The following is an 11,110-nucleotide window of genomic DNA, read 5'->3' as shown; positions in this document are numbered from 1 at the left end:
CCCATACCACCCTAATCCTCCCCGCCACCAACCAAAAGAACGCACCAGGCCCATACCGAGCCGCCACCTAACCCAAACTCCCGCGCCCCGCAATGGGCCACCATCTTCCACCTCCAGCCCAGGCGCCCACACACCCGCCCCCATGCCACCCTAATCCTCCCCGCCATCAACCAAAAGAACGCACCAGGCCCATACCGAGCCGCCACCTAACCCAAACCCCCGCGCCCCGCAATGGGCCACCATCTTCCACCTCCAGCCCAGGCGCCCACACCCACTTCCGTGTTACCTCAAACCCAATACCCACCAGCCCCAACCACAGCCGCCCCCAATAAAACCAGCGCCCAGAGATAGGCAAGCAACACCCATCCCCAGGCGCAGGTTCATCCCATGCACGGTTCAGTTTACCATAATCAAGTTTTTGTGGATCCACCAACCGTTTTCGACAAAAAAGCTCAAATTTAGCCTTAACTAACCACCCAGAAATATGGCCAATAGTTATGCCTAACCGGCCGGCTATCCCTTAAAGAACAGCCCAACATCCGGCCCTAAATATCCAAATAAATGTCATAATGCAGCATCCAATAGTTAATTTGTATCAGATAAGCCAGCATTTGCGGCCCGGCCATCAGTTGCCCAAACCAGGGTTTCCCGTAGTCAAAACTCTCGTCCAGCAAAGCCTTTGCCGCCTGCGGGGACAATATCTTGTGTATGGGCTGCAACCTGTCCCGCAAAATATAGGCCAGCCTCTGCCGCAAGATCTTCTCATAACCGGGGTTATGGGTCTTGGGGTAGGGGCTTTTCTTGCGCCGCAAAATCTCCTCCGGCAGAAGCCCCCTGGCAGCGTCCCGCAACAGCCCTTTTGGCTCCCCGTCCGGGCATTTAAATTCCCAGGGGACATTAAACACATATTGGGCAATGCGGTGGTCGCAATAAGGCACCCGAACCTCCAGGCCGCTGGCCATGCTGCACCGGTCCTTTCGGTCCAATAAGGTTGACATAAACCATTTAATGTTTAAGTAGCTGATTTGCCGCATTCGCCGCTGTTCCGGGGTTTCTTTGGCTAAAACCGGCACAGAGTCCAGGGTTTCCTGCAATCTGTTGTTTACATAACTTTCCATATCCAGCGCCTGTGCCAACGCAGGTTTCAGCAGAGATTGCCGGGTTCCCAGGTTGTTGCTCCAGGGGAAGTGGGTACCGTCAAACATCTCCCGCCGGTGGAACCAGGGGTACCCCCCAAAGATCTCATCCGCACACTCGCCACAAAGAGCAACCACGTGTTTCTCCTTGACCAACCGGCAAAAATGTAATAAAGAACCATCAATATCAGCCATTCCCGGCAAATCTTTGGCTATAACGCCCTCAAACAGGGAGTCTGCCAGTTGGTCATTGTTGCATAGCAGGGTGGTATGTTCTGTGCCTAAAGTCGCGCTGACCTTTTCGGCCCAGGCCTGGTCCCGGTCAGGCTGGAAAGAGGAGGGGGTAAAGAACTCCTCGTTGCCCTCAAACTCAAAGGAGTAGGTAGCCAGCCGCTGGCCGCGCGCGCCCAACATTTGCGCGGCAATGGCCGTTACCACGCTGGAGTCCAGCCCACCGGAGAGAAATGTACACAATGGCACGTCAGCAATCATCTGCCGTTGTACAGTGTCTATCAAAAGGTCAGATACTGTACGTACTGTTTCCTGATAGGTCTGGGTATGCGGTAAGGCGGTCAGGTCGAAGTAACGGTGCTCCCGCCAGCCTTCCCGGTCATAGGCTGCCCAGTGCCCTGGCAGCAGTTCATGGATCCCTTCAAAGACCCCATGGCCCGGTGTGCGGGCAGGCCCCAGGCCAAATATCTCGCAAAGGCCTTCCCGTCCTAGCACCGGGTTTATGCCGGGAAATTCAAACAGCCCCTTAATCTCAGAACTGAAGGCCAACCGGTCATTCAAAAATGCGTAAAACAGGGGTTTTACCCCAAACCTGTCCCGGCACAGGAAAGTGCGCCCGTTTATACCGTCATCCACCGCAAAGGCAAAGATACCGTTTAGCTTTTCAGGGCAGTTTTCCCCGTAACAGAGGTAGGCGTTTAGCACCACTTCCGTGTCACAATCAGTTAAAAATTCATAGCCGCGGCTTTCCAGATCAGCCCGCAACTCCGGGGCATTATACAACTCGCCGTTATAGGCGATGGTACATTCCCTGCCATCCCGGCGGACGGTCATGGGCTGCCGGCCGTTCTGTGGGTCGATAACAGCCAGGCGCATATGGGACAGGGCGCAGTGGGACGACACGTGTGCTCCCTGGTCATCCGGCCCCCGGTGGGAGAGCCGCCGGGCCATCCGCCGGGCCAAAGCCATCCATAGGTATTTTTCATCCAGCAGGTTATCGTTATAGTCGCTGAAACCCGCAAAACCGCACATAAAACCAACCCTTTCCTAAGGAGATAAACCATTGTATGCGGGGGAGGGGAAAAGGTTGCGAAAGTGCCCTTAAAAAGGCGATAAATCAGCCCGTCTTGCCGTAAGACGGGCTGAGGGCGTGATGCCGGCGTTGGGTACAAGCTGGCTTTCCGGCTTACGTTTCCTCGGCAGCCAGTGCACAGAGGATGCGCTCGGCCGCGGCACGCTTGGCATTGGCCTCAGCGGCCAGTCGCAGGGCCTGGTGGCGCAGGGATTCCCCGGATTGGCAGTTTTCTTCCAGTTCGCGGCAGGTCTGCCGTAGGGCGCCCGTGTGGGCATTACGGAAGGTTTCGTATAGGGCGGGATCCACCGCGCCATTGTGCAGCAGCGTGGCAATATCTGGCAAAGCCAGCACCTGTTTGAGCATACAGATGGCAATCAGCGCAGCCAGATGCTGCTGGGTATACTTCTTTTTCTCCGGGTGGGGCAGCACGCCGTTTTTTACGTAATTGTTGATCATGGAACTGGTCAGCAAGGCCGCATCCTCGTCCCGCTGGAAAAACCGCAGGCTGTCGCTGAGGTAGAGCAGCACCTGGTCGATATAAAGGGGGATAGCAGGCAGTTGTTTCCAGTCCGGGGGAATAAGTTCCGCACCCTCCTTGGCCCATGCCAGAATTTTTTCTACGGTATCCATCAAGGTTTCTCCTCTTCCAAAATATTGAGCAACTGGGAAATCCGGCTGATTTTACGTATGGCCCCAATGGACAGTGGGGCAGGTTCCGGCTCCGGCTGGCCGGTTGCCTGGAGCCGGTCAATGCCAAAGACCTTGTCCAGGCTGGGGGACCATTCTCCCGCGCAAATTTGTACCGGTACAATACCCAGCGCGGCCGCGCCTTCCAAGTTTTTCAGGTTGTCATCCACAAAGAGGGTCTGTTCTGGGGGAAGGCCCATTTTTGCCAGCGCATCCTGGTACATTTTGGGGTCCGGTTTCAGTGTCCCCAGTTGGTAGCTGAACGTCGCGCAGTGGAAATAGGGGAGGATGCCCAAATACTCCAATTCGGGCATAATGGAAGGCCAGGTGTCGGAGATAATGCCCAGCTTATACTTGCCGGAAAGGGCTTGTAAGGTTTCCATGGTGTCGTCAAACAGGCGCATATTGTCTACTTTATTATACACTTTATCGTCGGTTATGGCCCGCAGCACATCGTCACTCAAATCCAGGGAAAGCGCTTGGGAAAGCATCGTGTAGTACCGTAGAAAAATGCCGTACTCTTCCTCCATGGTAAGCACCAGCGCCTGGTTCTCCAAAGCCTGCCGGGCCCGGTTCCCAGCGGCGCGTACCTGTTCGGGGGGCAGGGCCCGGAGCTTATCCCCAGGGAAATATGGCTTGGCAAAATCCGAAAAGCTAAAACTTCCGGAGGGTGGGTACAGCAGGGTGCCGCCTAAGTCCAGAAAAATGCCTCTGATATTCTTTAATGTTTCCATCGGGCTTTCTCCTTTGCTTTTTACTGGTATTGTAAACCATATGGGCAGATTTGTCAAATTTTTTGGCTGCCCGTTGCCTTTCTTTCCGGCTTATGGTAAAATGGGAGCATAACCCGATTGAAAGGAAACTGAGAATGAGTATAGATAATTCCCAGACGATTACCCTGCGCCGCCAGGTACTGGAAAAAGAGTTCTCCCGTATGAACGACCGCCAGCAGCAGGCTGTATTCCACACAGAAGGCCCGCTGCTGATTTTGGCAGGGGCGGGCAGCGGTAAGACTACCGTGCTGGTGAACCGCATTGCCAACCTGGTACGGTATGGCAAAGCATACCACAGTACTTTTGTGCAGCCGGCGTTTACGGATGAGGACGCGGCAAACTGCGAAAACTATCTGCAGGGCGGAGAACTGGACGCGCTTACCCAAGCGCGGCTCTCTGTATCGGCCTGCTTGCCCTGGAAGATCATGGCTATTACCTTTACCAACAAGGCTGCGGGGGAATTAAAAGACCGGCTTTGCGCTATGCTGGGGGAGGATGGGCAGGAGATTTGGGCCGCAACCTTTCACTCCAGTTGCGCCCGGATGCTGCGCCGGCATGGGGAGCGGCTGGGGTTCAGCAGCCACTTTACCATCTACGATACGGATGACAGCCGCCGCCTGATGAAGGAAGTGATGCGGGATCTGGAGATCAACGAAAAGACACTGTCCCACAAGTCCATTTTGGGGGAGATCGCCAGGGCAAAGGATAGCCTGGTCGGCCCGGAAGAGTATGAGGCCCAAGTCGGGGCGGACTTCCGGCTAAAGGCAGTGGCACGGGCCTACCGGGCCTATCAGCGGCGCCTGACCGACGCGGATGCTATGGATTTTGACGACCTGCTGGTAAACACCGTGCGCCTGTTCAAACAGTGCCCGGATGTGTTGGAATATTATCAAGACCGGTTCCGGTACATTATGGTGGACGAGTACCAGGACACCAACCACGCCCAGTACGAATTTGTGCGTTTATTGGCGGAGAAATCCAACAACCTGTGCGTGGTGGGCGACGATGACCAGAGTATCTACAAGTTCCGGGGTGCCACCATTGAGAACATTATGAACTTTGAGCAGGATTTTACCGGGGCGGTGGTAGTCCGTTTGGAGCAGAACTACCGCTCTACCCAGAACATCCTGGATGCGGCCAATGCCGTGATTGCCCACAATCTGGAGCGCAAGGGAAAGACCCTGTGGACTTCTGCCGGCGCGGGGGATAAGATCCACCTGCATACGGCCGAGAACGAGCAGGATGAAGCGGAGCGGGTGTCGCGGGTGATTTTGGACGGCGTGGCAAAGGGGCGTAAGTTCTCGGACTACGCGGTGCTCTACCGTATGAACTCCCAGTCCCTTACCTTCGAGAGGATGTTTGCCAGGTCAGGGGTTCCGCATCGTATTATTGGCGGGCACCGGTTCTTTGACCGCAAAGAGGTACGGGACATGATTGCCTATCTCAGTGTGATCAACAACCCCGGTGACGAGATACGGCTGCGGCGTATCATCAACACACCAAAGCGCAGTATCGGCGAGAAAACCGCCGATACTGCCGCCATGATTGGCCAGCAGGTGGGGGAAACCATGTTCCAGGTCATCAGCCACCCGGAGGATTTCCCGGCTATATCCAGGGCCGCTGGGAAACTGCTGCCCTTTGTCAAGATGATGCAGGGGCTGATAGATAAAAACGAGGCGGGGATGGCCCCCAGCGAACTGTATGCCGAACTGCTGGAACAGACCCGCTATGTTAACTTTCTTAAAACCGACGAGCCGGAAAAAGCCGAGGGCCGTACAGAGAACGTGCAGGAACTTTCTTCTATGCTACAGCGGTATGAGGAGGAAAACGGCGAAGAGGCCAGCCTTTCCGGGTTCTTGGAGGAAGTGGCACTGTTCACGGATATTGACAACTATGACGCCGAGGCGGACTCTACGGTGCTGATGACAGTCCACTCAGCTAAGGGCTTGGAGTTCCCGGTGGTGTTTTTGCCTGGCTGGGAGGAGGGGGTATTCCCTGGGAATGCCGTGATTTTTGACCCCAGCCAGGTAGAGGAGGAGCGCCGGTTGGCCTATGTGGCCATTACCCGCGCCCGGGAAGAGTTGTATATCTACAATGCTGAGAGCCGGATGATTTTCGGCAGTACCACCCGCAACCGGGCGTCCCGGTTTACCGATGAGGTGCCCCAGGAACTGACGGAACGTACCCGCTCACGGGAATACCTGGGGCGTGGGAATACCATAACGGGCACGGTAGGCGCCGGCCAGGCAGGGGGACGCGCTAAAATATCTTACCGGCCTAAGCCCCATACCCCTACCCCGGCGGGGACTTACCAAGTAGGGGACAGCGTGCAGCATAAGACCTTTGGCAACGGGCTGATCGTCAGCGCTACACCCATTGCCAACGATACGCTGCTGGAGATTGCCTTTGATAAGGGAGGCACGAAAAAGCTGATGGCCAATTTTGCCAGGCTAACAAAACTGTGAGGTGGTATGGATGGCAACCGTAGAATTATGCGTGCCCAGGCGGCTGGCTGCCCAGGAGGAATTGCCGGTTTTCCTTGGCGGTCAGGCGGCTGAGCTTACGGTGCTCCCGGAAGGTTTTTTGCGCTCCAAAGAGGATATGGCATTGGCCTTACGCCTGACAGAGGGGCGGCCGGGCACGGTACTGGCAGGGTACCGGGACGGGGACGAGGAGAAGGCGGTGGTTCTGGAAAGCGGCAACTTGGTGGATACATATACCAAGTGCATCTTGACTTCTAGTGAGCGTGCCCATGGCAAGCGGCCGGGGGATAAAATACACTGTTTGCAAAGTGCATTGGGCCGGTTGGCTGTGCCAGTCTGCTATGAGGTGCACTTCCCGGAGGTGTGCAGGGCCATGGCATTAGAGGGGCCTGCGCTGATGGTAAATATAATTGGCACAGGGATGTACCACGAACTACAATATGGCCAGTGGCGCGCTTTAGCCCGGGCCAGGGCCATTGAAAACGAGTTGCCTGTAATGGGTTGTTGCCATTTTTGTGGGGAAATCCCCATGGCCTTTGCCTTTGACAGCGGGGGCCGGGAGATACTGGCTGTAAAGGGGCAATACGGTAGTTTTCAAGTGGAAGTGGATCTGGAGCAAAGCGGGGATCGTCCTATTGGTTATTTTGCCGACCGGCGGCCGGCGCTTTTTGGTGGGCTGGTGGCAGATTTGCCGGAGTAGGCTTATTTTATGCAGGAGGGAAATAGATGGTCAGGCAGATAGAGAAGAAAGAATGGAAAGAGGGGATATGCCGGAATTTGCTGAAGTCGTTACCTGACTGGTTTGGCAACCCGGAAAGCATAGAGGAGTACGCGCAAAGCTGCCGGGAAGTGCCTGTGTGGGCGGACTTGGACGGGGAACGGGTTCGGGGATTCATTACTTTTAAAGCGACCAGCCCGTATGCCGGGGAGGTGTATGTGATGGGCGTGCGCCAGGATTGCCACCGGCAGGGAGTGGGCAGAGCGCTGTTTGACGCACTGTACGGCTATGCCAAAGGGCGAGGGTTTCATTTCCTTACGGTTAAGACGGTGGCGATGGGCCGGTACGAGGATTATGACGGGACGAACCGGTTTTACCAGGCGCTGGGCTTTATGGAACTGGAATGTTTCCCACTGCTTTGGGACGAGGCCAATCCTTGCCAGGTCTATGTAATGGATGTAAACTAGCCCGGTATATGGGGTGTAAGAGAAAGGATAGAGTTCATACATGAAAAAGCTGTTGATCTACCTGCAGGAGTATAGGAAAGAATGTGTACTGGGGCCGTTGTTTAAGCTGTTGGAGGCCACCTTTGAGTTAATGGTCCCACTGGTAATGGCCTCGGTGATTGATGTGGGTGTAGCGGCGGGGGACCGGGGGTACATCATACGGATGTGCCTGGTGCTGGTAGCCCTGGGTGTGATAGGGCTGGCCTGTTCGTTGACCGCCCAGTTTTTTGCCGCAAAGGCGTCGGTAGGTTTTGCGGCAAAGCTGCGGTCGGCGCTGTTTGGGCATATCCAGCGCTTGAGTTTTGCCGATATGGACAAGGAGGGAACCTCTACCCTGATTACCCGCATGACCAGCGACATCAACCAGGTGCAAAACGGCATGAACCTTACCTTACGCCTGCTACTGCGCTCCCCCTTTGTGGTGTTTGGAGCCATGGTGATGGCTTTTACCATTGACTGGAAGGCCGCGCTGATCTTTGTGGGGGTGATCCCCCTGCTGTCTGTCGTGGTCTTTGGGGTGATGCTGTGGACCATGCCACGTTACAAACGGGTGCAGCAAGGGCTGGACAAGGTGCTGTCTGCCACCCGGGAAAACCTGACCGGCGTACGGGTGGTACGGGCCTTTGGCCGGGAGCAGTCGGAGATAGAGGGGTTTCAGCAGGAGAACCAGCAGCTTACCCATTTGCAGGAGTTTGTAGGTAAGGTTTCCGCCCTGATGAACCCGGTAACATATATCATCATCAACCTGGGGGCTGTGGCGCTGATTTGGGTCGGGGCCCTGCGAGTAGACACCGGCATGATCACCCAGGGTGCGGTGGTAGCGCTGCTGAACTATATGTCCCAGATCCTGGTAGAACTGGTCAAGCTGGCCAACCTGATCATCAACATTACCAAAGCCCTGGCCTGTGCCAACCGGGTTTCCGCGGTGCTGGATATTCAACCCAGTTTGGCCAGTTCCACCGAGGGCAGGGTTGGTAGCGGGGCAGAGGTGGCCTTTGAGGATGTGTCCCTTACCTACCGGGGAGCGGGCGCGCCTTCCCTGTCTGGCATCAGCTTTACTGCCGGGGCAGGGGAAACTATAGGCATTATCGGTGGCACGGGCAGCGGAAAGACCTCGCTGGTAAACCTGATCCCCCGTTTTTATGAGGCCAGTGGGGGCCGGGTGTTAGTAGGGGGTGTGGACGTGCGGGAATGGCCTTTGGATAGCCTGCGCCGTATGGTAGGCGTTGTGCCCCAGAAGGCTATGCTGTTTACGGGCACTATACGGGAAAACCTGCTGTGGGGCAGGAGGAATGCGGAGGACGGCACCCTATGGGAGGCGCTGGAAACGGCCCAGGCCAAAGACTTTGTGGAACAAAAGCCGAAGGGTCTGGAGGAGCCGGTAGAACAGGGGGGTAAGAACTTCTCTGGAGGGCAGCGGCAGCGGTTAACCATTGCCCGAGCTCTGGTGCGCAGGCCGGAGATATTGATTCTGGATGATAGCGCCAGCGCCTTGGATTTTGCCACCGACGCCCGGCTGCGGCAGGCGTTGGCCGGACTGGACTACCGGCCCACGGTGTTCATTGTATCCCAGCGCACGGCATCTATCCGCCATGCCGACCGGATTATCGTGCTGGAGGACGGCCACGCCGTGGGTGTGGGAACCCACGACCAACTTCTGGAGGATTGCGAAGTATATAAGGAGATCTATGAATCTCAGTTCCGTAAGGGAGAGGAGGGCGCAAAATGAAACTGGCTGCGCAAAGGGCCCAAAAGGGCACGCTGAAAAAGGTGTTGCGGTATATCCGGCGGTACTGGTTTTTTGTAGGGCTTTCGGTACTGCTGGCGGCGGTTTCTGTGGTCGCGTCCCTTTATATCCCCATTCTTACCGGCGATGCGGTGGACATGATCATAGGGCCGGGACAGGTGAGTTTTGCCGGTATTGCCGGCATATTGGTGCAAATCGGGATTATTATAGGCATAGCGGCCCTGGCCCAATGGGTGATGAGTGTGATCAATAACCGCATTACCTACCGGGTGGTGCGTGATATCCGGGGGGAGGCTTTCCGGCACTTACAGGTGCTGCCCCTCTCTTATCTGGATGCCCACCCGGCGGGGGAAACGGTCAGCCGGGTAATTGCCGATGTAGACCAGTTTGCTGATGGCCTACTGATGGGCTTTACCCAGTTGTTTACAGGGGTCATTACGATTTTTGGCACACTGGGCTTTATGTTCTCTGTGAACATCACGGTAACGTTGGTGGTGCTGCTGGTTACGCCGGTTTCATTGGTGGTGGCAGCGTTTATTGCCAAACGCACTTACTCTATGTTCCGGCTACAGTCCCAGGTGCGGGGGGAACAGACCGGCTTTGTGGAGGAGATGGTAGGCAATCAGAAGGTGGTACAGGCATTCAGCCAGGAAGAGAATTTGCTGAGCCGGTTCAACGAGATCAACGAGCGGCTGCGGCAGTGTTCGTTAAAGGCTATTTTCTTTTCCTCCATTACGAACCCCTCCACCCGGTTTGTGAACTCGCTGGTATATACCGGGGTGGGCATTGTGGGGGCATTGTCTGTGGTGGGGGGAGGACTGACCGTAGGCCAGCTTACCTGCTTTTTAAGCTATGCCAATCAGTACACCAAGCCTTTTAACGAGATATCCGGCGTGGTAACAGAACTGCAAAATGCTCTGGCCTGTGCTGCGCGGGTGTTTGAACTGATCGAGCAGCCTCCGCAGGTGCCGGACGCACCCCAGGCTATAGAACTGAAGGATCCGGAGGGCCGTGTGGGTATTGAGGACGTCTATTTCTCTTACCGGCCTGGCCAGCGGTTGATTGAGGACTTTAGCCTGTACGTGCGGCCGGGCCAGAGGGTAGCGCTGGTAGGCCCTACCGGCTGTGGCAAGACCACGGTCATCAACCTGTTGATGCGCTTTTATGATGTGGACGCTGGGGTTATCCGGGTGGATGGCGGGGATATCCGCGCTATGACCAGAGGGAGCCTGCGTAGGAATTTTGGCATGGTGTTACAGGATACCTGGCTGAAACAAGGTACTGTGGCGGAGAATATTGCCTATAGCCGTCCGGGTGCCGGACGGGAAGAAATAGTGGCTGCTGCCAAAGCTGCCCATGCCCACAGCTTTATCCAGCGGTTGCCAAATGGGTATGATACAGTTATTGGCGAGGAACTGGGTGGGCTTAGCCAGGGGCAAAAGCAGTTGCTCTGTATCGCTCGGGTGATGCTCTCGCTGCCGCCCATGCTGATTCTGGACGAGGCTACCTCTTCCATTGACACCCGTACGGAAGTGCGGATCCAGCGGGCTTTTTCCAAAATGATGCAGGGGCGTACCAGCTTTATTGTAGCCCACCGGCTGTCCACTATTAAGGATGCAGACGTGATTTTGGTGATGCGGGACGGGCATATTATCGAGCAGGGGCACCATCAGGAGTTACTGGACAGGGGCGGTTTCTACGCGGAACTGTACAACAGCCAGTTTGCGGCGGTATAGGCAAAGGGGGGCAAGGGC

General features: G+C 55.9%; 8 protein-coding genes. 5 read left to right on the top strand and 3 right to left on the bottom strand.

The features are described 5' to 3' along the window. Window positions 1-545: 545 nt before the first annotated feature. The 3 genes from asnB to U8U01_RS08715 all read right to left on the bottom strand — a co-directional run bounded on the left by asnB (window position 546) and on the right by U8U01_RS08715 (window position 3,863). Window positions 546-2,399 carry an asparagine synthase (glutamine-hydrolyzing) gene (gene asnB, locus U8U01_RS08725; protein ID WP_322173411.1) on the bottom strand — a complete coding sequence of 618 codons (1,854 nt, stop codon included), beginning with the start codon at window positions 2,397-2,399 and terminating at the stop codon, window positions 546-548. Between the two features lie 154 nt (window positions 2,400-2,553). Then, a complete protein-coding gene (locus U8U01_RS08720; RefSeq protein WP_322173409.1) occupies window positions 2,554-3,072 on the bottom strand; it encodes a DUF1836 domain-containing protein in 519 nt (172 codons plus the stop codon). Further along, the gene (locus U8U01_RS08715) at window positions 3,072-3,863 is read right to left on the bottom strand and encodes an HAD family hydrolase (RefSeq protein WP_322173407.1); all 792 of its coding nucleotides are present in this window, start codon (window positions 3,861-3,863) and stop codon (window positions 3,072-3,074) included. Before U8U01_RS08715 ends, U8U01_RS08720 begins: the two co-directional genes overlap by 1 nt. Window positions 3,864-3,997: 134 nt before the next feature. On the opposite strand from U8U01_RS08715, the gene U8U01_RS08710 reads away from it, so the two are divergent. The 5 genes from U8U01_RS08710 to U8U01_RS08690 are packed head-to-tail and all read left to right on the top strand — an operon-like array spanning window position 3,998 to window position 11,092. Next, on the top strand, window positions 3,998-6,367 hold the full coding sequence (locus U8U01_RS08710; RefSeq protein WP_322173405.1) for an ATP-dependent helicase: 2,370 nt from the start codon (window positions 3,998-4,000) through the stop codon (window positions 6,365-6,367). 10 nt (window positions 6,368-6,377) lie between these two features. Then, window positions 6,378-7,085, top strand: coding sequence for a carbon-nitrogen hydrolase family protein (locus tag U8U01_RS08705; RefSeq protein WP_322173403.1), 708 nt, complete (start codon window positions 6,378-6,380; stop codon window positions 7,083-7,085). Window positions 7,086-7,111: 26 nt separating this feature from the next. Further along, window positions 7,112-7,570 (top strand): GNAT family N-acetyltransferase, encoded by a 459-nt coding sequence (locus U8U01_RS08700; protein WP_322173401.1) that lies wholly within the window; start codon window positions 7,112-7,114, stop codon window positions 7,568-7,570. A gap of 40 nt (window positions 7,571-7,610) precedes the next feature. After that, the gene (locus tag U8U01_RS08695) at window positions 7,611-9,338 is read left to right on the top strand and encodes an ABC transporter ATP-binding protein (RefSeq protein WP_322173399.1); all 1,728 of its coding nucleotides are present in this window, start codon (window positions 7,611-7,613) and stop codon (window positions 9,336-9,338) included. Further along, the gene (locus tag U8U01_RS08690; protein WP_322173397.1) at window positions 9,335-11,092 is read left to right on the top strand and encodes an ABC transporter ATP-binding protein; all 1,758 of its coding nucleotides are present in this window, start codon (window positions 9,335-9,337) and stop codon (window positions 11,090-11,092) included. Before U8U01_RS08695 ends, U8U01_RS08690 begins: the two co-directional genes overlap by 4 nt. Window positions 11,093-11,110 lie beyond the last annotated feature (18 nt).

Source organism: Acutalibacter caecimuris (assembly GCF_034335085.1).
GTDB lineage: Bacteria > Bacillota > Clostridia > Oscillospirales > Acutalibacteraceae > Acutalibacter > Acutalibacter caecimuris.
This window is presented reverse-complemented; position numbering and strand designations above follow the sequence as displayed.

Excerpts from the sequence above, each read along its gene's own strand:
- U8U01_RS08715 (WP_322173407.1), bottom strand. The coding sequence starts at position 3,863 with ATGGAAACATTAAAGAATATCAGAGGCATTTTTCTGGACTTAGGCGGC.
- U8U01_RS08690 (WP_322173397.1), top strand. The coding sequence starts at position 9,335 with ATGAAACTGGCTGCGCAAAGGGCCCAAAAGGGCACGCTGAAAAAGGTG.
- U8U01_RS08705 (WP_322173403.1), top strand. The coding sequence starts at position 6,378 with ATGGCAACCGTAGAATTATGCGTGCCCAGGCGGCTGGCTGCCCAGGAG.
- asnB (WP_322173411.1), bottom strand. The coding sequence starts at position 2,399 with ATGTGCGGTTTTGCGGGTTTCAGCGACTATAACGATAACCTGCTGGAT.
- U8U01_RS08695 (WP_322173399.1), top strand. The coding sequence starts at position 7,611 with ATGAAAAAGCTGTTGATCTACCTGCAGGAGTATAGGAAAGAATGTGTA.
- U8U01_RS08710 (WP_322173405.1), top strand. The coding sequence starts at position 3,998 with ATGAGTATAGATAATTCCCAGACGATTACCCTGCGCCGCCAGGTACTG.
- U8U01_RS08720 (WP_322173409.1), bottom strand. The coding sequence starts at position 3,072 with ATGGATACCGTAGAAAAAATTCTGGCATGGGCCAAGGAGGGTGCGGAA.
- U8U01_RS08700 (WP_322173401.1), top strand. The coding sequence starts at position 7,112 with ATGGTCAGGCAGATAGAGAAGAAAGAATGGAAAGAGGGGATATGCCGG.